Origin of the sequence: Spirosoma spitsbergense DSM 19989, from assembly GCF_000374085.1 — a bacterium.
Classification (GTDB): domain Bacteria; phylum Bacteroidota; class Bacteroidia; order Cytophagales; family Spirosomataceae; genus Spirosoma; species Spirosoma spitsbergense.
In genome coordinates this window covers 23,198-47,097 of the sequence record NZ_KB893571.1, presented here as the reverse complement: position 1 = coordinate 47,097, position 23,900 = coordinate 23,198, and the positions used below count along the sequence as shown (strand labels likewise).

Below are 23,900 nucleotides of genomic sequence, written 5' to 3'. Positions count from 1 at the left end.
CAAACGATCAAATAAAGGGGCCTGATTTTGCCTGGACTTAGGTAATAACTGCTCGGTTAAAATGGAGTTTGACGAGCGTTCCGTTCTGATTCTTGTAGGTTAAAACCCCTTCAAGCTGGCGGGCAAGCAGTTCTACTAATTGGGTGCCGAAGCCCGTTTCATTGACGGCTTCTACAGGCTGTTTACCAATACCATTGTCGGCTACCATCAACAGCAACGAATCGTCGCCCATTCGCGTCAGGCTGATACGAATGGTGCCGTTGTCCTTGCCGACAAACGCATATTTTAGCGAATTGGTCAGCAACTCGTTGGTTAGCAAACCTACCGAAATCGCTGTGTCAATATCCAGTACTAGCTCGGGCATCGAACAGACAATGGTGACGCGACTGGCTGCATCGAACGAATCGAGAATGCTTTCGCCCAGATTGAGAAAATAATCGCGCATTTCAATAGCCCCTAAATGCTTGCCCTGGTACAGTTTCTGGTGAATGATGCCCATACTCTGCACCCGGTTTTGACTGGCCTGTATGGCTTCCTGTACGTTGGGGTCAGTCACTTTTGCCGACTGCAAGGCCAGCAGCCCTGACACCACGGACAGATTATTCTTGACCCGGTGATGAATCTCTTTCAGCAGGAGTTCGTTCTGGGCGTTTTTCTGAGCAATCTCGTCGCGCTGTTGTTTAATGATGACGGCTTCCTGCAGGGCCAGTTCGCGGGCTTGTTCACGCAGACGGACCTTCAATAGGTACCAAAAGCCCAGTAGCAGCAGCAGCCCATAAGCCGCATAAGCCCAAAGGGTTTGCCACCAGGGTGGGCTAATGTGTAGGCGAAGGGGGGCTAGATTTGTCCATATTCCATCGCTGTTGCGGGCTTTCAGGTGAAACCGGTACGTTCCCGGCTTCATCTGGGCAAAATCGACGGTGTTTTTTGAACCAATGCTTATCCATTGTGGCTTGTCATTCGGTCCGGTCAGGGAATAGGCATAGGCACGACTGCTGGTGTTGCGGTAATCCAGCAGCGCAAATTTTAGTTCTACCGTGTTTTCCCGGTGCGACAAGGCCAGCTCGTTGGCTCGCCAGCGATCCGGGGGCATGGGCTGCATGGTTTGCGTTCCATCGGTGTCGAAGCAGGAAACGCCCACCAACCGCAGCGGTGATGCGGCTTTAGGAATGTTGTGGATGGTATCATTTGGCCCAAACCGCCGTAAGTTGTTCTGGCAACCGAAATAAATCTCGCCGGTAGTAGCCAGTGCTGTAATGGGCGTTGAGTAAACCGAGTTGCCGACAAACTGCGGAAACGTGGTTACGCGCTCCGTAAGGGGGTCGATACAGGATACCACCTGATGCTGGTTGAACCAGATTTTGCCGGTTCGGTCGAGGGTAGCGTGGGCAAAATAATCGTCCGTAAACCCGTTGGTGATGCCATATTTTTTGAATCGCCCCGTTTTGACCGACAGCTTCTGTAAGGGGGCCGAATACCCACTCGTTATCCATACATCACCCTGCTTATCAATTACGGGCGCAAAGGTGTAGTTGCTGGCCAGTCCATTGGGGTCGCCTTGCCGGAGTACAAATCGCTGCACGTGTCGGGTTCGTTTGTTCACCCGACTAAGGCCATGAGCGGCTCCGCATACCCACACCGTGTTCTGCGCATCGACCGCAATCTTTTGCAGCGTGTTCGACAATAGGCTGTTGGCGTTGGTGGGATCGTTTTTCCACTGTTCATAGGTACTCACCAGCCCCGTCTCGACCGATAAGCTGCCTTTGGGAATGCGGAAAAGCCCTTTCCCCCAGGTTGATATCCAGAGGTCGCCATCCCCGTCAATAACCGAAGCGATAGCATTCGGGATCGTCTTACTCCCCGTCTTATCTAAACGGACGGGTGTGAGTCGGCTCGTTTTTTTGTGGTAAACGAACAGGCCAGCTTCCGCACCAACCAGCAGGTATGGATCGTGGCTGGCCCCGGTCGCATCTGGCAGCGTGAGGGTGAAATAGGTGAGGGGTTGTTTCAGGACCACCTTCATCTCATTCTGCCCCGGTCTGGATTGACTCGGCCTGGATTGGCCCGGCTTGTATCGAATCAGGCCCAGATCGGTACTGATCCAAAGGAAGCCTTCCGAGTCGGGCATGAGGGACTCCGTTACGGGTCGGGTCGGTATCGCACCGGCGGTGTTCGTAAATGTTGGCAGTGGAATGTTGGGGTGGCGTTCCTGACGGGGGTCGAAAAAAAGCGGATTTTTGTCGCTCGCCCTCTCCAGCCAGATTAACCCCTGCCTATCTTCATAGAGGGTTACAAATTCCTTGAGTTGCTCCCCATTGCTGATGGCTACGGGTGTGCATTGCTCCACGACGGTCCGGTCGGCTGAAATGCGGAAGATGTCGTTATCACAACAGAGCCAAAGCCGCCCCGCGCGATCTTCCAGAATCACGTTCGGAAACGGAATGGGTTTGCCATCGGGCGTTCGCCTATCGAACCGATTGATTTCCCCTGTTTCAGGGTTAAAAACCCGCAGCCCGGTTTGGTCTGGAACACTCATCCAGATCAGGCCCCGACGATCTTTGCAGAGGCCGTTAATCACATTGAGACCATCATTGGCGTTGATGATGGGCACACCTGATTTAGTTACAGTCGGAAAGCACCGCCAACGGTTTCGGGTCCGGTCAAACTGCTCGAACCCGGCTGTTGTGCAAACGTACACATAGCCCGGCCTGGCGTGGCCCGGCTTGGCCCGGCCCGGCGGTTCAACCAGAATAGGCGACAGCGGGTTGCCCTGCAACTGCCCTGACTCGCCTGGTTTGGGCAAAAAACGGACTGCCCGACCCGTTTTGGGGTCGAACCGATTCATGCCCCAATCGCTCCCGATCCAGAGATAACCGGATTCATCGCGTTGAAGAAATCGGAGCTTATCCGATGATAAACTGGTTTTGTTGATAGGCTGGTGCTGAAAATGGGTCACGTTGCCCGTTTGCTGATTGTAGGCATTGAGGCCCCCGTCGCGGGTGGTTATCCAGAACGTACCTTGCTCGTCCTGAATCATATCCGCTACCCGCGCCGAGGAGAGGGAGTTCAAATCCGCCGGATTGAAGCGCACCGTTACGATCTCATGGCCGTCGTACCGGCTCAGGCCACTGCCGGTGACGAACCAGAGGAAATCGTCGCGGTCGGTAAAGAATCGATTGATGGTTAATTGATTTCGGTTACGGCCCAGCGTCTCTTTGGGGGGTTCGTCGAAGTAAAGCACCGTGGATTGCGCCTGCCCGTTTGGGGCGGACAGGCACAATAGCAGGAGGAGCCACCCAAAAACAACGTATCCATTCATGTTGACCTGTTTGTTAGCCCAAACTACTTCACTTGTCTTTCTGATCCTCGTTGTTAATATCGCGGATGCAGATAAACTTTCCGTCGCGTTTTTCAAAAATACCCATGTATTTGCCGGTACTCACTACGTTGCCAGCTGTGTCTTTGATCGTTGTCCTCCCGACTTCGGTCACTACGTTGCCATCGCCGTACACGTCCATCGTCTCGTAGTTAACCGTAGTCCCGGCTTTGCGCGCTTTCATACTTTTGAGTAACACCTGCCGGATGGCATCCTTCCCTACGCACATGGGTTCGTCGTCGGCCATTTCTACAGCATCGTCTGCGTAGAGCGCCATTACTTTGTCGATGTCCCTGGCTGTTGTCGCGTTGGCCCATTCGGTTTCGATGGCTTGTATTTCCGTTTTGATGGCGGCCATGTCGGGTTTAGTAGCTACCTGCTCAGTAGTAGCTTCTGCTTTTTGGGCGGGGGCGTTGCAACCGGTAACGCAGACAGACGTAAGGGCAACAATGGCCAGGATCAGGGTAAATGGATTGGTTTTCATAGTTTTGGTTTAAACGATTTAGGGCACTCTCACTAAGCGACGGTAGAGTTCAACGGCTTTTATTTTCTCGTACACTGTACCCAGTTTTTTATCTGCTTCCTGAAACGATTTGTCGTCGTGGATTTTCTGGTACGCTTCGGCATTGGGCCAATTGCCCTCGAAGTAGTAGCGGTATTTGTCGGCTCCTTCTCCCGCTACTTTGTAAAGTGTGTATCCGGCGTTAGGGTACCCCAGGCGTTTAATGATCGTGTTCAACTCGCCAATCACCGCCGACAGCTGAGCCTCCGTTACACCGGCTGGCATATCGAAAAGGTGGATACTTTTGAGTTGAGTCGTTGCCGTTTGCTGAGCCTGTGCAGAGGCCGACATGCCGAGGCTAACCAGTAGCCAAAGTGCAGATAGTGAAATCAGGATTTGTTTCATGAATTTGATTGGTTTGACTGTTTTAAGATCGTTCCCACAGCAGTATAGGCTGGGCTTATTTGTGCTTATTATTTTGGATTTATTTAGTGTCGTCAGTTAAATCCAATTCCATGAATAATAAATAGTCTTTAAATTCTGCGGGGATTTCCATTTCCGGATACGCGTCAATGTCACGAAATCCAAAACGTCTGTATAAGGCGTGAGCGGCTTCCATAAACTTCGGACTGTCAAGCCGAATTTTTTTATAACCGACTTTTTTCGCTTCAAGTAAAAGTCGGTCAAGGATAGCTCGTCCAGCCCCAACTCGCCTGGTAGCTGGATGAACAAACATTCGTTTTATTTCACCGATATCGGCATCGATACGTTTTAGACTTCCAAGTCCACATAGTTTACCTTCATAAATAGCCAGGATTAGCTGTCCGTAAGGTGGTTGAAACTTATCAATCTGTTGGATGTCCTGTTCGACAGTTTCCTGGGGATTATGAGGGTGGACGCCGTAGAGGTCCTGCATTTTGTCGTTACCCCAAACTAAATAGTCGAACCATAATTTTTTAACAGCTTCCAGGTCGTCAGGAATGACAACAGCTCTTGTTTTTACTTTTTCACTTGTGTTCATTTCCTAAATAGGTTTTGGTTGTTTACTTGCTGGGGTAGCCTTGCGGATAACTCGCCGATTGCCGCTTTCAGCCATGGGGGGCATTCCGAATTGATTGATCACAGATAGCTCAGCCACCACTGCTCTTTATGCGTTGTCTTGTAGGCATCATACCAGCGACACAGGGGATACAACGACGCGACAACGGCTATCCAGATCAGGTAAACCACCCCAAGATTGTAGCCTCCCTCGCCGGGTAGCACAAATCGCATCGGTATGGTTTTAAATGACTCATCGGCTTCGGCGATGGTGTGACCAGCGGCAAAAAAGACAATCATGCGCAGGGTATGCAGCACATAAAAATGGATCGTGTAGTAAAAAAAGGCCGTTCGTCCGTAGGTGCGCAGCACGCCAGTAACGCGGTTGTGTACATTCTCCAGCAACGCCAATCCCAGCAGTCCCGGCCCTACCGTAATGCACATATAAAGAAGCGATGGGGGATATTTATGCACCTTCAGGAACGAGAAGAACGTGGTTAGGCCATCTTTCTGGACGCTCCAGGGGAAGGGATCGCCGTATTCATTCAGCAAACGCAGCCCCACAAATAACCCAATGGCTCCGGCACCGAGATAAACCAGCCACTGTTGACGCTTCCTGGGGGCAACCGCTGGCTCAAACAAACGGCCCATGCAGTAGCCCAGCATCATGAGCCCCAGCCAGGGAAGAAACGGGTACAGTACCACAATGACCCGACCAGGCACGTAGTCAAACACACGGTGACTGCCACCGTGAAACAACGCCCACCAAAAACCCGATGGAAATCCTGGTGCCTGTTCCACCGCATCCAGCAGATTATGGCCTAAAACGATCGCTAACCCAATGGTCAGTATGGCCCGGAACGGAAGCCACGTCAGCCCCGCCATGAACACCATGCTAATGCCCAGCGACCAGAAAACGACCAGCGTGATGGGATTAAACAGGGTAAACGTATCCGCCGGCGCAATCAGGAGTACCTCGGCTACAAGGAGCCATAGGCCCCGTTTCAGCAGAAATAGACTCAACTCGCTGCGCGATTTTCGTACTCCCTGCAGGTAGATGGATGTACCGGATAGCAAGGCAAACGTAGGGGCGCAGAAGTGGGTAATCCAGCGGGTGACGTACAGGACCGGCGTGGTGGTATCGAGATTGAGCGGGTCGTCCGTATAGGCCTGGGCGTGAAAGAAATCGCGCGTATGGTCCAGCGCCATAATGACCATAATCAGGCCCCGCAGTACGTCGACGGACTCGATGCGGCTTTTGATTAATGAAGGCGCTGGATTGAGGGAGCCTGCGGTTGCAGATGAATAGGGGAGCGGAAAGGTCATTTTAGTATAGCGGCTAAAACTCGTCTATGTGTTCTGAAAGGTTTTGACTAACCTCAGGCAGGAATCCGTAAAAAAATGATGAGGCTCATCATCGAGGCCGATTAACTGAATTAATGGTAGCTGTTGTGTATTATTTTTTTGGACCATACAACACCCTGAGTGTTCGACTAATCATTGCAGGCACTACCGACATGTGCGTTTCATCGTCAAATATGTGCGTAGTGAGGGTTAATCCTTTGTAATTTCTGCTCTTTAGCGTATCTGCAAACGCAGTCATTACAGGGGTCATTGATTTACCTTCCATGCTACCAACAGACATAAAAATCCGGACAGGTAATGATTGATTCTTTGCTGAAAACGTTTTTTCAATTTTAAATATTTCTTTACTGTTCCACCATAAAGATGGGCTATTTATACCATATCTACCGAAAAGATCTGGGGCCATGAAAAGACAATAACTGACAAATAATCCGCCAAATGAATGCCCCGAAATGCCGCGTTCTGTTGTGGTTTTATAGCTCTTATCAATAAAAGGAATAATTTCTGTTTTGATTACATCTAAAAAGATAGGGGCACCCCCAGATGATAAAGAGCCTTCAGTCAAACCAAATGCTTTTATGTACGTAGGACTTGTATCAAATGCGGCATCTTTTGTTGGTGTGTAATCTTTCCATCTGTTTGTCATCCAAGATGTTAATGATTGTTTCCATTCGTATTCAATTCCGACAATTATCATTTTATCCAAATCGCCAAACATGTCCAATGAAGTTCGGGCAGCATGGGCAATAGGAAAAGCTAATCCTCCGTCCAGAATATATAATACAGGATAATGAACTGTGTCTTTTGGAGAATAATGCTGAGGTAATGAAATAGATAAATTATACGTAGTCTTGTTAATCCTTGACTGTAGCACATGTTCTGCTTTTTGATTAATAACGGGTGTGGAATTTGCCTGCCCCATTAATTCATGAACGGTTGCCGATGCTACTAAAACTAATAAGGTAATTATGATTAGACGTGAATTATTCTTATACATGTTCTTCATTTAATGAAGTTGGTCTATTAAATAGTACGGCTAATTTTCTTGCGGTATCAGCACTCAACAATGGGCCGTGTATGACTTTGCTACTTGACTGCTACCGGTGCCGATCCTGACTCGTGGTAAAACGTCGCTTTCCACGCGCCGTTGATTTTGGTGAAGAGCATCGTTCCCGCTACGTGTTCGTACTTTATTTTCTGGCCGGTTTTGAGCGTTGCATTCTGTTCCATCGAGAACGTATAAAGCACCAGCGAGTCAGTCAAAACCCGAATCACTTCCTTAGTTGGCACGACGCTCAACGTCTTCATCTGGCTAAACCCGTCTGCGTTCAATTTTTTTAGCGCGTTGTAGTCGCCCAGGGTGCCATCGGGATTGACGGCCTGAAAATCAGGCGTATTTTCAAAGTAGGTCATGCACGTTTCAATGTCTAATTTTTCTACATCCGTAAAGAATGCCTTCGTGAGGGCCGAGATTTCCTGTTCAATTACCTGCTTCTGTTCAGGTGTCATTGCCGATACGGCGGTTGTTTTTGCGTCAGTTTCCTTGGCAGGTGAACTACAACCGGCGGCAAACAGGAACAGGGCCGTAACAACGACCAGCATCTGGGGTAATGGGTTAGTTTTCAATGGAGTTTGTGAGGTTAAAAAGGAGTTGTCAAACAGGGTTGATTAAGTTTATTGACCTAGTTAGCCGCGGACGGGGGCAAATCGGAGTTGGATATGTCGCGGAAGGGCTTCCATTTGCCGGCCTCTTTTTTCCAGAGGACGATGTATTTGTCCTTGACCACCTGCGTACCGGCTTTATCGAACAGGCTTGCCTGGCCCTCCTCCGACACGAAATCGCTGGCTCCCCACACGTCGATTGCCTTGAACTCAGCTTTGGCGATTCCAGAACCGAGGACGTTGTGTATGGCCGTCTGAATATTTTTGCGGCCCACGATGGCTGGTGCGTTCGAGAACATCAGTTTCGCGTCTTCGGTATAAAAATTGGCCATGCCCACCGAGTCGCCTTTGGCGATGAAGCCCGCGAACTCAATATTGGCGGCTTCGATTTCTTTTTTGAGTGTGGCGTTATCGACCGTCACGGCACTTTCTTTGGCGGGCGAGTTGCAGCTGGCAGTGAATACAAGCGTAGCCGCAAGTGCAGCCAGCATCAGTGGTACTTGGTTGATTTTCATTGGTTTAGTTTGATTGGTTTTGGGGATTTGGATTGTCTGAAAAAACGGGTTTAGGCGAACGTTAGAAGCCTGTATTGGGATCAAACGTCGGCCCACTCGCTGAGCGGCATGTGGGCGGGTTGAAACTGCATTCCCAGCTCCTGAGTGGCTAGCGCGTTGCTATACACGTTTCGGGCAGCGTTTGCGGGGGCTTTGCCATTCAGCATGAGCGTCATGTCCGATATTTTATAGCTTTCGCTGCTGAGCAGGTAGTTCCTGCCATGCAGCCCGGCGGTGGTTGCGGCCCGAAAAATCCCCTCCGCCACGTCGGAAACCGACACGATAGCCATATCCACGTCGTGGTCAAACATCATCTGCACAAAAGGATTGGGGGCAATTTTATTCTTGATAAGGTATTGCAGGCCCACCGACGTCGAATCCTCACGGGCCGACAGCGGTTTACCCATCACGCCCGTGGGCGACACACTCACGATCTCGAAGCCGGGTTGGGGGTGTGTGGCCACGAATGTTCGCACGGCCTGGTCGGCGTAGTACTTGGCCTGCGCATAGGGAATGGATTCGGGATCCAGATACGGCTCGTCTGCTTCAGTATACAGGTGGTCGGCAGGGTAGTGGGGGACGGGCATCGGGTAGGCGGTGTTGAGCGCACCTACTGAGGCCACGAACACCACCTTCTGCACCGAAGGCATTTGGCTTACCACCTTCAGAAAGTTCTCGGTTCCGCGGACGGTCGGCTCGAACACCTCTTCCTGCGGATTCTCGGCGGCTAATTGAAAGGGAGTGCCGCTATGAACCACCATGTTGCAATCCCGTAAAAACTCGCCAAGGGCCGCTTCGTTGGTTACGTCCACTTCCCTGATGGTCAGGTTCTCAGCGTGAGAAAGCTGATGCAGATGCTGGTATTTTTCGGGTTTGGTGAGGTCAGTAGTGGATACCTTCACGGTATAGCCCTCGTTCAGAAATTTTTGGGTGACGTAGCTGCCAATGAAGCCAGCTCCGCCAATGATACCTACCGTTTGCATAAAGTTTTGGTTTTAACCACCGGGCCGTTTATAGCCCGGTGATGGAGGGGGGACGGACTTGGTTAAGGAGGAAGAAGTAATTAGTTCGCAGCGGAATAGGCCAAATCGGGCAGGAGGTGACCGGTTCTCGATTCTATTGGGCAAATGAGGGGTTTCCGTTTTGAACCGCGCGTATAACTTACCCTGATGCTGTGGTTCGTATAAGAGGTAATCGTAGCCATAGTAGGCCTCTGTAGGCCAGTAAGATGGCCGCTGGCACGAGCCACAGGAAGCAAAAAATCGCCGGCGAACGAATAGTGGCAAACGAGAACGGCATGGTTAAGCATAGTTTGGGTGTGGTCTGAAACGGAGCGGCCCAATCAGCCTGGCAAAGTGATTTGGCCGATAACGGCTCTAAACTATCGCCAGTGTATTCCCCAACCAAGTTCGCCCGGACGAGCGCATCCTTTTACTGTCCGAAAGGGGGTATTTTTTTACCGGATGTGTGAACGGTAATGCCGGTTTTGCCCGGCGGCCTCAAATGGTCTGGATTCGTTTTAGTAGTGCCTCGCGCAGGAGGTGGCTGAGCGGAATCGTTTTACCCCCGATTCCGATATGGCCTTCGCCTACCTCATCTACCTGCGTCAGATTTGCCAGATAGGAGCGGTGCACCCGCACAAAATAGTTAACCGGGAGTTTGTCTTCCATCACCTTCAGGGTCGTTGTCAGCAGGTATTCTTTGTCGGCCGTGTAGAGGTGGCAGTAGTTGCGGTCAGCTTCCACGTAGAGAATATCGGCGATGAAAATCTTGACGATCTTTTCGCGGTGCCGCACAAAAATCCGGTCACTGAGCACAAAGGGCGCGTCGGGGGCAGGGTTGGCAGAGGTGGGGGCCTCGTCGGCCAGGCGGCTGATGGCCAGCTCGATAGCCCGTTGTAGCTCAATTGCCCGGATCGGCTTGGCGATGTAAGCGTAGGGATGCGTTTTTTTTGCCCGGGCAAAGGTGGCCTCGTCAGTGTTGGCCGTGACGTAAATAATCGGGATGTTCCACCGCTGGTGGATAGCATGGGCTGTGTCGATACCGTCGAGTGAGCCTTTGAGACTGATATCGAGCAAAATCAGGTCAGGCCGGTTGGTTTCAGCATTTAGGATGGCTTCTTCGCCCCGAGACACAATCCCGCTCACCTCATAGCCAAGTTTAGTGAGTTGCAGGGCGATGTTGGCGGCAATGATCATGTCGTCCTCCACGACGAGCAACTTCAAAGGGGTGTCCATTCTATTTGTTGATCATTCGTCAAGTAATTATTACGCGCGTACCGAAGGTTGAAATCGGTACCTCGTATCCTCGGTAGCGCTGGCAGTGGAATCAACACTGGAAATCCGCTACGAAGTAAACTCAAATTTTATAGTTATGAAAACCAATGACTTGATTAAGCGAAGCCATTAGGATAAGAAGGATTTATGACATCCAGTAAACCTATCAAAAAGATTAAGTTTTATAACCTGTCTTGTCCTTGATTTATTTGGAAGTATATCAATGGTATTTTAAAAAGTAGTCAGTTTTTATCGACATACTACGAGGGTAAAAATGATACAGAATCACTGCGGTATTATAAAGTAGCCGTGGCGGGGGGAACCGTGCCCATCAGCCTTGCCGAGCCGGATGCCAACAACTTTCTGCTTCAGATTGGCGACAATGGCGTTGGCAAACAACCCGGCCAGCATCCAAAAGGAACGGGATTTGGTACGCAGCTCGTAGAACTCCTCACCCGCCAACTCGACGGCATCCTCACCTACGAAAACCAGAATGGTAACCTGGTAAAAATGCGCTTCAGAAAACCCGTTTTGACCTGACAGGCACTCCGGTAAATAAAATACCCCCTTCGGACAGTTTTTAGATACGTTCGTCCCCGGCGGATAGGAAATAAGAAAGCGGCCCGTCACATTTGACGCGTACAGGCGCACCTGCGGCCCCTCTTTCCAATCCATACCCATGCCGCTTTTTTGCTCCCGCTTCGTTTGTTGGCTGCCCGTAAGGAATCAGGGTGGGTAGGTATTCTACATCTTCTCGTACAACACAACACGAAGGGGTGGCACAATACACAACGCTTTTGGTACACTACCAAAAGCCTTCTCAGGGTATTCCCCAGACCTTTGCCCTGATAGAGTTACACCATCGAAGACCAGCAGATTACCCGGCTCCATGCCTATTGACAGCAACAGATTTTTTTATCTTCAAAACCAACTATGACCCATTTTTACGCATCCCTGTTTCTGTTCATCCGCCAGAAGACCCAGCCGCTACCTTCTGCCTGTTTCTTCGTCCTTGTGCTAGCCCTGCTGTGTCCCGCCTTGTTGACCACTGCCCTTGCCAGTCCGCCCAGTCCGGTGATCCGCTATGTAACCACCAGCGGCACCGGTACCCCGTCCGGGGCCACGAGTTGGGCCACCAGTACCACCGATTTGCAGGGGGCCATTAACGCCAGTGCCGCCAACGACCAGGTTTGGGTAGCCGCCGGGACGTATAAACCCGGTGGCAACACCGACCGTAATATCAGCTTCGCCATGAAAAACGGGGTTGCCATCTACGGGGGTTTTGTCGGTAACGAACAAAACCTGAACCAGCGGCCCGCCATCAACCCCCAGACAGGAAGCGGCAACAGTACGTTGAGTGGGGATATTGGCACGGTAGGCACCAACGGCGACAATAGTTACCACGTCTTCTTTAACTCGGCGGGTCTGACCACCACTGCCATTCTGGACGGGTTTGTCATCACCGGCGGTAATGCCAGTGGTTCTGGTGGAGGTATGTTCAACAATGGGTCTGGTAGTGGCCAGGTCTGTAGCCCTACAATTCGAAACTGCTCGTTTGTGGGCAATTCGGCTTCTGACTCCGGCGGGGCAATGTTCAACAATGGGTCTTTTGGTGGCACCAGTAGCCCGGTGCTGACCAACTGCTCGTTTCAACAAAATACCGCTTCTACCAACGGCGGGATGATGTACAACTTTGGTAATCGGGGCACATCCAGCCCGGTGCTGACCAACTGCTCGTTTCAACAAAATACCGCTACCTACGGCGGGGCGATTTTCAACGATGGGGGTGGTGGTGGTGGCTCCAGTAATCCGGTGCTGACCAACTGTGTGGTGTTTGGGAATGGGGGCGATAATACCTTCGCCAATTCCTTCGCCAGCATTACGGCCACGTACAGCCTCTTTGATACCGGCATCGGCTACAACACCGACCCCACCAATCTGACCATCAACACTTCGCCCTTTACCAGCAGTACCAGTACCGAGTTGCGAGCGGGCTCCCCCGCCATCGACGCAGGCAACACCGCAGCCTACACCACCGCCAACGGACCACGAACCGATCTGGCCGGTAATTCCCGCTTTGCGGGGGCTAATTGCCAGATTGACAGGGGGGCTTATGAAGTGCAGTCGGCTGGGGTTGTGGGCATCACGGCCCAGCCTGTGGAAGGTTCGGCGGTGTGCGCGGGGGGGATGGTCACCGCCAGCGTGAGCGTAACGGGTACTGTCAGCGGCTACCAGTGGTACAAAGATGGCTCGGTGGTGAGTCCGGCCCAGAACACCTCGGCCCTGAGCCTGAGCAATGTCCAGCCAGGCAACGCGGGCAGTTATTGGGTGGTGGTAACGGGCGGTTGCAACAGTGTCACCAGTACTGCCTTCAGCCTAACGGTCAATACGCCACCAACGGTAAGCATCACGGCCAACCCGTCGCTAACCATCACGAGCGGCCAAAGTGCCACCCTGACGGCATCGGGCGCAACGACCTACCAATGGAGCACCACCGAAACCATCAACCCCATCACCGTTTCGCCAAGAACCACCGTGCCCTACTCGGTGCGAGGAACCACGAACGGCTGTTCGAGCGTGACTACGGTGACGGTGACGGTCAACGCGCCGGGTTGCGGGGCGGTGATTTACGTTACCCAGGCGGGGGCCGGTGTCCAGAATGGCAGTAGCTGGACGAACGCCTTTTCGGGAACGGCGCTGCAAACGGCTATCAACACGGCGGCTGGCTGTGGCGCACAAGTCTGGGTAGCGGCTGGGACGTATAAACCCACCACTACAATGGACCGCACCATCAGCTTTTCGATGAAAAAAGGCGTTGCCATCTACGGCGGCTTCTCCGGCAATGGTACCGAAACCATGGTATCACAGCGTAATTGGACAACCAACCCAACCATTTTGAGCGGTGATATTGACGGTACACCTGACGTAATAACGGGCAGCGGAAGTACTCTGAGCATTACGGGAAATGGCGGCAATTCCTACCATGTGATCTACAACCCTACCAATGGGTTGAGGGATGATGCCCGATTGGACGGCTTCACCATAACCGGTGGCAATGCCAATGGGAGTGATTTTCCCAATAATAGTGGTGGTGGTATGTATGGGTCTATGGTATCGCCCACGGTAATCAACTGTGTCTTTACCGGTAATACCGCAGCAACTAATGGGGGTGGCATGTACCATGCCGGGTATTACAATCGCAACAATAATGAGACTCCGTCGGGTGTCGTCTACATGAAGGTGACCAACTGCACGTTCTCCAATAATAAGGCAACTTCCGGAGGGGGCATGTATATATATGTTGGCCTTAATATGACCCTGGACAATGTGGTTTTTTCAAAAAACGCAGCGACAGGTAGTAATGGGATTGGAGGAGGGGGGTTGTTCCTATCTGACTCAAGACCCACGCTATCGAATGTTGTTTTTTCGGAAAATGCCGCTGAGCGCTGGGGTGGAGCGATTTCAACTTTTGGCACTAACGCGTACATCGCCAACGGAACGTTCTTAAACAATACGGTTGTCGGCACAGCACCGGAAGACGCAGGGGGCATATCGTTCAGCAATGACATCACTACCGGATTATATCTTTTAAACTGTGTGTTTTGGAACAATAGAATCGGTAACAATACCATCAAAAGTTTAGGGCGGGATGTAAATCGTATATACGCTACCAACTGTGATTTTCAGGATCTTAGCAGCTTAACGGCTTTAAATAAGACCAATTGCATTGACCAGGATCCGCAATTTACCGACGCTAACGATCCCGATGGTCCCGACAACCAATGGATGACGGCTGATGATGGCCTTTCGGTAAGATCCACTTCACCGGTCGTAAACTCGGGAGTCAGTTCAATCCAGACCCAAGGCAATAGTACGAATACACTCAATGCGCCTTCGACCGATATTGTCGGCAACCCCCGTCCCTACATGAATACGGCGGTGGATATGGGCGCGTATGAGTTTCAGGGTAGTACCAGTCTGACACTGGCCTCCTCCGCCAGTCCCGATCCGGTTTGTGCGGGCGGTACGGTGGCCCTGTCGGTCACGGCATCGGGCGGCACGGCACCTTACTCTTACACCTGGGTGGCACCAGCAGGCATCACCCTGTCGGCCACCAGCACCAGCGCGGTCTCTGCCAGCGTAGGGGCGGGCCTGAGCGGGGTGCAAACGTTCACCATTACCGTAGCGGCATCGGGTGGCTCGCCTGTCAGCACGAGTTTAGTAAGCCTGACGGTAAATGCCCTGCCCACCAGTGCCAGCCTGACATCAGGTACGCTCACCTGTTCGCAGACCAGTGTTACACTGACGGCTTCGGGCGGTACGAGTTATACCCGATAGCCAAAGCAACACGACGGGTATGTTTGTTATAACTATGCCCGGCAACTATACCGTTACGGTCAGCAACGCCAGCGGCTGCACGGCCACGGCAACGGCCAGCGTAGTCAATGCCACAACCAGCATGTTAACCTGGACCGGCACGACCAGCACCGACTGGAACACGGCCAGCAACTGGTGTCCGACCCGCGTGCCACTCTCCACCGATGACGTGGTGATTCCGTCGACACCGGCCAACCAGCCCGTGCTGAGTACTCCGGCCACGGCCAAATCGGTGGAGGTGCAGAGTGGGGCTTCCCTGAGCATCACGGCTGCGGGTATTCTGACCATCAACGGCTCGAAGAGCGTGGGTGGAAACGCGACGGCTTTTCACAACGGGGGTACGGTGGCCAACAGCGGGCAGCTTGTCGTCGGCAACACGGCTGCGGTGGGAGACTATGGTATTTTCAACGTGGCTACGTTCATCAACAACGCCGGGGGAACCATCAGCATCGACCGGGCAACCGTTGTGGGCTTGGAAAACAATATTGGTAGTTTCACCAATTCGGGTACGATGCGCGTTGGGGCGGTGGCTTTGGCGGGAAACTATGGTATTGACAACCGGGCTACGTTCACCAACAACGCCGGGGGAGCCATCAGCATCGACCAGGCAACCCTTGAGGGCTTGCTCAACTTTAGGGGCAGTTTCACCAATTCGGCCACCATCACCATTGGGGCTTCGGCAGCGGTGGGGGCAACCGGGGTCGATAACCGGGCTACGTTCAGCAATGCGGGGTGTGGAGCCTTGCTCAATATCGTCGCCAATGCCGTTATCAGCAACAGCAGTAGCTTCAGCAACACGGGTACGATCATCGAGAATGCTACGGGTAACAGCAGCATCAGCACCAACGCGGGACTGGTGCAGAACCTTAACGGCGGCACCTTCACCATCGGTACCAACACGGGTGTGCTGACCACCACGCCGGGTTCCCAGCCCACCATCACCGCTACGCCTTCGCTTACCATTACCCAGGGGCAGAGCGCCACGCTCACCGCGTCGGGGGCAACGAGTTACAGTTGGTCAACCGGTGAAACGACAGCGGCCATTTCGGTGAGTGTGGCAGGGCCGTATTCGGTAACGGGCACCATTGGCAGTTGCTCTTCGGTAACGAGTGTCACGCTGACGGTCAACACGCCGGTTTGCGGGGCGGGGCTGTCGGGTCCGATCTGGACGGGCTGCGTGAGCACCGACTGGAACACGGCGGGCAACTGGGCATCGGGCACCGTTCCCACCGCTACCGACGATGTGGTGATTCCGTCGGGGCCGGCTAACCAGCCCGTGCTGAGCACTACGGCCACGGCCAAATCGGTGGCCGTGCAAACGGGAGCATCGCTCAGTATCAGCAGCGCGGGGAGTTTGACCATCAACAGTTTTGCAACCCTCGGTGGCTTCCCCACTGCGTTCTATAATCAAGGGACAGTCAATAACAATGGCACATTGATGCTGGGCAACACGGCCCCGGTGGGCCTGATCGGTCTCCATAACACCGGCACCTTTACCAACACCGGCACACTTCAGGTTGACCGAGCCACTAATCAGGGAATCAACAACAGAGCTACCGCTACGTTCACCAACACGGGCATCATTACCATTGGGGCCTCTGTTACCATGGGAACGCAGGGCATCTGGAATCAGGCCACCTTTACCAATACGGGCGGGACGATAACGATTGACCGAATAACCGGCGACGGTTTGTTGAATTCGGGCAATTTTATCAACTCGGCCACGATCACCATCGGGGCATCGGCCTCGGTGACGGGCAATGGGCTGACCAACAGCCCCGGAGCCAGTTTCACAAACGCAACTGGTGGAACGATCACCATTGACAGAACAGGGGTCCTTGGGCTGGCAAACACCTTCACAGCTACCTTCATCAATTACTCCACCATCACCATTGGGTCGTTGGGCACTATTGGGAACTATGGCATCGTCAACCCAGGTATGTTCACTAACAGTGCCTGCGCCACGCTGACCCTGTTGGCCCCTATCTTCAACAACGGCAACAGCTTCACCAACGCGGGTTTGTTTACGGTTAATACCACGCGGACGCATATCGACTTTGGGACGCTGACCAACAACGGTATCATCGACTATCCACAGGGCAATCCAATTCCCAATGTGGTCAATAACGACGTGATTGCTTCCGCCATCAGCAGTTGTGGCAATACCATCAACCCCGCTCTGCAACTTGGCGACAACAGCAACCAGTTTACGGTAGGTACCACCTGGTATTCCGATCAGGCATTGACCCAACCGGCGGGAACCTACAATCAGGGGACCAATACGTTCACGGCCACCAATCTGGCCCCCGGCAGCAGCACGCTGTTGTATTTTTCGGCTACCGACAACACTAACAATTGCACCAAAACGGTATCGGTCAGCGTGACGGTAAACCAGTCGGTCACGGCGGTCATCAGCCCCAGTTCGGCGACCTTGACCTGTACCAGTCCAACGGTGAGTTTAACGGCATCCGGGGGCAGCAACTACGTCTGGGAGGATGGCTCGATCAACGCCGTTCGGACGGTCAGTTCATCCGCAATCTACTCGGTAACGGTTAGTAGTGGAGCCGGTTGCTCGGCGACAGCCAGCGTGGGCATCAGTCAGGACAACTTGACCCCCTCAGCCAGTCTGGCCAGCAGTGGTACGTTGAGTTGCGCGGTGACGAGTGTCACCTTGACGGCCAATCCAAACGGGCTGAGTTATCAGTTCAGCCAGGGAGCTACCCAACTCGGTTCAACCAATCAGGCGACAGTGAGCGCACCGGGCTTGTACTCGGTAACGGTGATTTCAGGTAATGGCTGTACGGGCGTGGCCAGTGTGAGCGTGTCGCAGGACAACACCAAACCGGTGGCCACCCTTAGTGCCAGTCCATCCACGACGCTGACCTGCACCCAGACCCAGATAACCCTGTTCGCGGGGGGCGGAGACCGATATGTGTTTACGGGGCCGGGTATTGTGAGCCAGGAGGGCAGTCAGGCGCTGGTCAACACCGCAGGTGTTTACTCGGTGACGGTGACCAACAGCAGCACGGGCTGTTTCTCGGTCACGACCATCACCATCAGTCAGGATAAATCGGTACCCCAGGCCAGTCTGACCAGCAGCGGGCTAATAACCTGTGCGACGAGCAGCGTAACGCTGACGGCCAGTCCCAATGGATTGAGCTATGCCTTCGCGGGGCCGGGGGTGGTGAGCCAGAACGGCAATCAGGCCATCGTGAATGCATCGGGTACCTACTCGGTGACTGTGAGCAACGGGGCAAACGGCTGTTCGGCCGTGGCCCAGACCACCGTGACGGGTGACCAATCGGTGCCCGAGGTCAGCCTGACCAACGACGGACCCCTGAGCTGCACCATGAGAACAGTCACCCTGACAGCCAGTCCCCAGGGGCAATCCTACCGCTTCAGTGCCGGAGCCACTCAAGTAGGCAGCGGCAACACGGCCACCCTCAACACGGCGGGCACCTACTCGGTGACGGTGACGTCGGGTAATGGCTGTTCAGCCGTGGCCCAGACCACCGTCACCGGCGATCAAACCGCGCCCTCCGTTAGCATAACGGCCAATCCCAGCCTGACCATCACCCAGGGGCAGTCCGCTACCCTGACCGCGTCGGGCGGGGCCGGCCAACCGGCCGTCACTTACGCCTGGAACAACGGGGCCAACACCCCCGCCATCGTCGTTAGCACCGCCGGACCCTACTCGGTCACCGGCACCAGTGCCAACGGCTGCACCGGCACAGCCTCTGTCACCCTGACGGTCAATCCGGTGGTGACCGCTCCCTTTGCCATCACGGGGGTCACCACCGTCGACTGTACGCCCGTCCTGCCCAACCGGTTTAGTGTCAGCTTCACCCCCCGCTACAGCGGCCTGGACGGCTCGCCCCTCAGCTTCTCGGTGACCAATGAGTTGTTTCCCACCACGAGTCCCGGGCCCTACACCCTGCAACTCTACACCGATAACCCGGTTATCACCCTGGAAGCCCGGCAGGGCGGAGCCACCACCAAATACACCTACGACTGGCTGGCGGCCTGTAACAGCAGCACCACCCCCAACACGCCCCCCCGGGTAGTGAGGGGCATCCCCTCCCAGACGGCTACCGTGGGTCAGTACTTTTCCTACGTGATCCCCGAGGGCACCTTCACCGATACCGAAACGCCGGGCAGCCTGCGGCTGTCGGCCAGCGGGTTACCCGGCGGGCTGAACTTCTCGGGGGCGACCCTGTCGGGCACCCCCTCCAGCACGGTGGGCTCGCCGGTCTCCATCACCATCACGGCCACCGATCCGGGCGGGCTCTCGGCCAGCACCCCGCTGGTGCTGAGCGTGCAGCCGGCCATGGGCACCCCCCCGCCTACGGCACCCTTTGCCATCACGGGGGTCACCACCATCAGTTGCACGCCGGTGGCCGACCGCATCAACATCAACTTTACTCCCCGCTACGCGGGCCTGAACGGGCAGCCCGTCGCCTTCGAGGTGGTCAACGAGCTGGGTTCAACCACCGAGCCGGGCCCTTATTCGCTGACTTTGTACCGCGACAACCCGGTCATCACCCTGCGGGCCACGCAAACGGGCAGCGCCGGACCGGTCACCTACGCCTACAACTGGCTGAATGCCTGTCAGAGCGTGGGTCAGGACAACACGCCCCCGCGGCTGAACGAGCCGGTGGCATCTCAGACAGCCCTGGTGGGTCAGGGGTATAGCCTGAACCTAACCAACACGTTCATCGATCAGGAGACGCCCGACCAGATCAGCCTGTCGGCCGCCGGTTTGCCCGCCGGACTAACGGTGAGCGGCAAGTTCATCAGCGGTACACCGAGTATGAGCGGGGTAAGCAGCGTGACCCTAACGGCGACGGACGGGGGCGGCTTATCGACCAGCACGGTCTTTAGTTTCACGGTCCTGCCGGCCAGCCCTCAGCCACCCACCAACCCGCCCACGGCTCCGTTCAGTATCACGGGAGTCACCACGGTGAGTTGCGAGGTAATAAGTGCGGGTGAGCGGAGGGTGACGTTCAGCCCCCGGTACGCGGGCCTGGACGGCTCGCCGGTGCGTTTCCGGGTGGTCAATGAGACATTGCCCACCACCGCTTCGGGTCCCTACACGCTGAATCTGTACACCGACAACCCGGTCATCACCCTGGAAGCGGTGCAGAGCGGGGTAGTGAGTCAGTTCCGCTACGGCTGGCTGGCGGCCTGCAACCCGGGTGCCCGTCAGGCGGCCCTGGTGGAAGCGCCCCTGCGGGTGATCGTGCTGGGCAACCCGGTAGTGGGTGAAACCATCGAGGTGGAGGTACGGGGCGCCCAGGGACAGGCTCTGCGCCTGCAACTGAGCGACGAACGGGGTCACCGGGTGAGTGAGCAGTCGGTTGGAAAGGCCGGGGAAGTGGAGCGTCTGACGCTGCGCCTGGGCCAGCTTCCGGCGGGGGTGCTGCTGCTGCGGGTGAGCACGTCCACCCAAAGCCAGACGCTCAAGCTGATCAAAACGGAGTAGCCCTTATATTCGACAGACCGGTTCACAAAAGAAGCCGCGTTCCTGCCAGGGAGCGCGGCTTCTTTTGTGAACCGGACGTTTAATTGAACGGTTTTGACATCTTATGACGACTCGTTCAATTAATAATGATAACTGCCCTTTTTGTGAACGATCATAAATGAACTAGTCTATACAAATCAATCAATATAAGTTACATTTTATGTCCACTTTCATTTGACGAGGTAGAGGTTTGTTAATTGAATGAATTATGGATTGTCCTGCTGCCAAAGTCGACGTTCGATGGGAAAAGGCTCCTGATGGCGAACCCGAATTTGGCTAAAAGCCGAATGAGCCGGATGAAACAAATAATTGTAGGACATCGGCACTACTACAGAGGGAACAGCCACCACTAGTGTAGTAGGCTCATTCAGCCAATCTCGTAAAATCCACTGGGTCCGTTCGTAGCTTTCGTCATTCCAATAAGGAGGCAAGTCGTCCAGTGACAAAGTGGTTAATGAGTCATCAGGCACCTCTAGAGTAAACAGAAATAGTTTAGGCAACTTCTCGTACTTAACCCGGGGTTGGTGCACTAGCGATTCGACTAAGGCCAGAGCAGGCGAGGAGGTAGTATAAAGTAGGGGGTATCCTTTTGGGTTCCACCGGCCACCAAATAACCGTGCTCCTTCGGTAGCCAATGGCTCATGGATGTATTTTGCTTTGACGGTTCGATAAACGGTTAACATCAAGATAGCAGGATAACTAGCCGACAATGCCGTGTTCGATGCGCCCCAGCACATCATCCACTAGCCCAAACCCGGTTGTTGTGTCGAGTAGAGACAAGGGGGATTGTGTATTGAGTTCACGAATGGGTGAACGAAGCCATTCGGCTAGTGTTTGAGCATCCTCATCGAAGACATCCAGCCCATGTTGTAACAGATTGGTTAGTAACAGCAGCCGCTCAGAAGCGTCTCTGGCCAGTTTATCATCGGCTTTGAGCCGGTGTAGGTTCCGGATCGACATGTTCAGAATGCGGGCCAGTTCAATATCGGTCAATCCGGCTAGCTGGGCTACCTGATCCGCTTCAGTACGAAGCATGCCCTGCCGGGATTTATCAATGACAGTGTAGGGGGTGTAAACCGCCGTCTGTGGAGGAAGTGTTGCGTATGCCATATTAAGCAGTGCCTTTTTTCATTACTATAACTGCAATATGCCAAGAGTCGTTCATTTTTGCAACCCACAGTTGCTTTTGCAGTATACACCAGTACCTTTTTTCGAAAGCTATTGGAGGTTTTTCTGGACGATTTCCAGCAGTAGTTGATATGAACTGAAGTTACGCAGGCATTATGTTTGCCCACAGATTGTTTGTTGCATAAGCCTTAGCTCTGCCAAAGCAGCTTGAATAGCTTTGATGTAAAGTCGGCTTTTGAGGGCAAATTGTTAAACCTATAGAAGCGGCTAAACAGGCGACGTTTGAATACATCGAGATCTGACGGTCCGCCGCTCATATCTTTGTTTTGATTTGAGGTTGTCATAAAAAGTGCAATTTTTGAGTAAGACCTGACAGGGGTTACCAGTACCTCGGGTCCGCGGCTGAGACGGAGAATAGCCCGATCTTGAACTCGCTGGCTGCGCTGGTACCCTTGTCACTTTCTACAAGCTCCGACAGTACCCATAGACGGAGTTTGTCACTGTGATCTGCAATCGATGTGCCAGAGTCAGGAAAGTAGTTAGGTTCATGTTTCACTTTTTTATCCCCTTTGTTTATGACATCTTATCTGCGCTATTGTGTTGGTCTTGACATCAGCAAGGACACCCTTCAAGTCTGCCTATCGGTAATCGACTCTACCGGTCGGGTAACCGTCAAAGCCACTACCAAATAAGCACTCAGGCAAAACGCGCATCTCCAAAAAAGGCAACAGTCGTCTTCGTCGTATTCTGCATATGCCTGCTTTTAATGCAGTTCGCTTCAATGAACCCACTTGTCAAGCCCTTAATGATCGGGTCTTTGAACGAACTCATATCAAGATGAAAGCCTAGGTGACTGTTCAGAAGCGCAGACTGGCAATCGGTGCTGGTAAAAGCCAGAGGAGAAAACAAGCTTATTTTTCTCGACCTGTTCACAACCTGGTTCGGTCCATGTAAATGGATGAATAAGGAGGTGTACCCCGATGCCAGGGTTGGCAAGAAGTACAACGCGGCTTTTGTCAATTACAAGGCCGATGCCCAGCAGGGAGAAGGCCAAGAACTGGCCAAAAAGTTTAACGTTAAGGGTTATCCATCCTACTTTTTCGTCAATGCCGATGAGGAGGTCGTCTTTGTGGCAATGGGAGGGCGCCCGGTGGAAGCGTTTATTGCGTTGGCTGACGTTGCGTTCGCAAAAGCCGTTGGCTGCTTACCAGGTCGAATACGAGTCGGGTAATCGCGATGCAGCTTTCATCAAAGCGTATCTGAAGCGGCTCAAACAGCTGGAACACCGTATGCAGATGTATTTAATGAGTATTTGGCTAGCCTGCCAGCCGGACAGCGACAGGCCGACGAAACACTTAAACTTTTGTTAGACTACCCCAAGTTGATGGTGCTCAACTGCATGGCCTACGAATTGTATCAGGCAAATCAGGCCCGCGTCCATGAGCTCATGGGCTCCATGCCGGAGAACCAACCCCCGCCCATCGCGATAGCCGTGATGCAAACCATGAGGCAGGCCTGTCAGCAGAAAGATGCCGATTTGTTTGAACAAGCGATAAGGCTGATGATCGAGCATGCAGGCAGCCAGGATGATAGCCGATCCAAAGAAGCAAACGAACAACAAGCGTTTGGTTTACGCATGGATTTTTATTGACACCTTGGTAATGCACCTAAACTGATGAAGGTAGCCAACACTTATCTGGATGCTACGCCCATGAGCATTAGTTTGGCCGACATTCAGCAGCGTGATCAGGCGCAATACGAGGAGCTGATGGGGCCGTTTTTGCGAGGGGAGCGCGACTTGGGTGATATAGAATCGTTTTAGAATCTAAGGCTTACTACAAATCGGCCTACTCCTTGGCCTTAGCCATGCAGTTGAACCAGGGAGCGTGGGCTTTCTACGAGGTCGTTGATGACCCAAAGGTGCTTGAAAAAGCCTTGGCCTGGGCCAAGCGTTCAATGGACATTCAACCGCAGACGGCTAATAGGGATACCTATGCTCACCTGTTGTATAAACTGGGACGTCGGCAGGAAGCAATTGAGTGGCAGACCACGGCCCTATCGGCTCATGGCTACTTAACATATTGGGGTAATTGAGAAGCGA

The 23,900-nt window shown here is 53.4% G+C and carries 19 protein-coding genes and 1 pseudogene; 7 read left to right on the top strand and 13 right to left on the bottom strand.

What is annotated here, in order from left to right; all coding sequences use genetic code 11:
* Positions 1–37: 37 nt before the first annotated feature.
* The 11 genes from B157_RS0124190 to B157_RS0124135 all read right to left on the bottom strand — a co-directional run bounded on the left by B157_RS0124190 (position 38) and on the right by B157_RS0124135 (position 11,448).
* Positions 38–3,319: a histidine kinase dimerization/phosphoacceptor domain -containing protein gene (locus tag B157_RS0124190; protein WP_020605894.1), complete on the bottom strand. Its 3,282-nt coding sequence runs from the start codon at positions 3,317–3,319 to the stop codon at positions 38–40.
* A 28-nt stretch (positions 3,320–3,347) separates the two neighbouring features.
* Positions 3,348–3,860 (bottom strand): YybH family protein, encoded by a 513-nt coding sequence (locus B157_RS0124185; protein WP_020605893.1) that lies wholly within the window; start codon positions 3,858–3,860, stop codon positions 3,348–3,350.
* Between the two features lie 18 nt (positions 3,861–3,878).
* A complete protein-coding gene (locus B157_RS0124180; RefSeq protein WP_020605892.1) occupies positions 3,879–4,283 on the bottom strand; it encodes a hypothetical protein in 405 nt (134 codons plus the stop codon).
* 79 nt (positions 4,284–4,362) lie between these two features.
* Positions 4,363–4,899 carry a GNAT family N-acetyltransferase gene (locus B157_RS0124175; RefSeq protein ID WP_020605891.1) on the bottom strand — a complete coding sequence of 179 codons (537 nt, stop codon included), beginning with the start codon at positions 4,897–4,899 and terminating at the stop codon, positions 4,363–4,365.
* Between the two features lie 98 nt (positions 4,900–4,997).
* On the bottom strand, positions 4,998–6,242 hold the full coding sequence (locus B157_RS0124170) for an acetyltransferase domain-containing protein (protein WP_020605890.1): 1,245 nt from the start codon (positions 6,240–6,242) through the stop codon (positions 4,998–5,000).
* A gap of 130 nt (positions 6,243–6,372) precedes the next feature.
* The gene (locus B157_RS0124165; RefSeq protein WP_169521784.1) at positions 6,373–7,278 is read right to left on the bottom strand and encodes an alpha/beta hydrolase; all 906 of its coding nucleotides are present in this window, start codon (positions 7,276–7,278) and stop codon (positions 6,373–6,375) included.
* A gap of 89 nt (positions 7,279–7,367) precedes the next feature.
* On the bottom strand, positions 7,368–7,907 hold the full coding sequence (locus tag B157_RS0124160; protein WP_026308942.1) for a nuclear transport factor 2 family protein: 540 nt from the start codon (positions 7,905–7,907) through the stop codon (positions 7,368–7,370).
* A 56-nt stretch (positions 7,908–7,963) separates the two neighbouring features.
* Complete coding sequence (locus tag B157_RS0124155; protein ID WP_020605887.1) at positions 7,964–8,458, bottom strand: YybH family protein; 495 nt, start codon at positions 8,456–8,458, stop codon at positions 7,964–7,966.
* A gap of 80 nt (positions 8,459–8,538) precedes the next feature.
* Positions 8,539–9,480 (bottom strand): NAD-dependent epimerase/dehydratase family protein, encoded by a 942-nt coding sequence (locus B157_RS0124150; RefSeq protein WP_020605886.1) that lies wholly within the window; start codon positions 9,478–9,480, stop codon positions 8,539–8,541.
* A gap of 516 nt (positions 9,481–9,996) precedes the next feature.
* Positions 9,997–10,734, bottom strand: a complete 738-nt coding sequence (locus B157_RS0124140; RefSeq protein ID WP_020605884.1) for a LytR/AlgR family response regulator transcription factor — start codon at positions 10,732–10,734, stop codon at positions 9,997–9,999.
* A 324-nt stretch (positions 10,735–11,058) separates the two neighbouring features.
* On the bottom strand, positions 11,059–11,448 hold the full coding sequence (locus B157_RS0124135; RefSeq protein ID WP_157618569.1) for a hypothetical protein: 390 nt from the start codon (positions 11,446–11,448) through the stop codon (positions 11,059–11,061).
* Between the two features lie 258 nt (positions 11,449–11,706).
* On the opposite strand from B157_RS0124135, the gene B157_RS0124130 reads away from it, so the two are divergent.
* Both B157_RS0124130 and B157_RS36980 read left to right on the top strand, forming a co-directional pair.
* A complete protein-coding gene (locus B157_RS0124130) occupies positions 11,707–15,111 on the top strand; it encodes a beta strand repeat-containing protein (RefSeq protein WP_020605882.1) in 3,405 nt (1,134 codons plus the stop codon).
* A gap of 19 nt (positions 15,112–15,130) precedes the next feature.
* Positions 15,131–20,632, top strand: coding sequence for a beta strand repeat-containing protein (locus B157_RS36980; protein WP_157618568.1), 5,502 nt, complete (start codon positions 15,131–15,133; stop codon positions 20,630–20,632).
* 245 nt (positions 20,633–20,877) lie between these two features.
* Here B157_RS36980 and B157_RS0124120 read toward each other — a convergent pair whose 3' ends face one another.
* Both B157_RS0124120 and parS read right to left on the bottom strand, forming a co-directional pair.
* Positions 20,878–21,354 (bottom strand): RES family NAD+ phosphorylase, encoded by a 477-nt coding sequence (locus B157_RS0124120; protein ID WP_020605880.1) that lies wholly within the window; start codon positions 21,352–21,354, stop codon positions 20,878–20,880.
* A 16-nt stretch (positions 21,355–21,370) separates the two neighbouring features.
* Positions 21,371–21,781, bottom strand: coding sequence for a type II RES/Xre toxin-antitoxin system antitoxin (parS, locus tag B157_RS0124115; protein WP_020605879.1), 411 nt, complete (start codon positions 21,779–21,781; stop codon positions 21,371–21,373).
* A gap of 714 nt (positions 21,782–22,495) precedes the next feature.
* On the opposite strand from parS, the pseudogene B157_RS37675 reads away from it, so the two are divergent.
* From B157_RS37675 to B157_RS0124095, 5 genes and pseudogenes are all read left to right on the top strand, one after another.
* A pseudogene (locus tag B157_RS37675) lies at positions 22,496–22,645 on the top strand (transposase); the annotation flags it as partial.
* A 7-nt stretch (positions 22,646–22,652) separates the two neighbouring features.
* A complete protein-coding gene (locus B157_RS0124110) occupies positions 22,653–23,030 on the top strand; it encodes a thioredoxin family protein (protein ID WP_084761868.1) in 378 nt (125 codons plus the stop codon).
* An 81-nt stretch (positions 23,031–23,111) separates the two neighbouring features.
* Positions 23,112–23,450, top strand: a complete 339-nt coding sequence (locus B157_RS0124105; RefSeq protein ID WP_020605877.1) for a hypothetical protein — start codon at positions 23,112–23,114, stop codon at positions 23,448–23,450.
* A 24-nt stretch (positions 23,451–23,474) separates the two neighbouring features.
* Positions 23,475–23,621, top strand: coding sequence for a hypothetical protein (locus B157_RS38510; protein WP_020605876.1), 147 nt, complete (start codon positions 23,475–23,477; stop codon positions 23,619–23,621).
* Positions 23,622–23,665: 44 nt separating this feature from the next.
* Positions 23,666–23,893, top strand: coding sequence for a hypothetical protein (locus tag B157_RS0124095; protein WP_020605875.1), 228 nt, complete (start codon positions 23,666–23,668; stop codon positions 23,891–23,893).
* Positions 23,894–23,900: the final 7 nt, after the last annotated feature.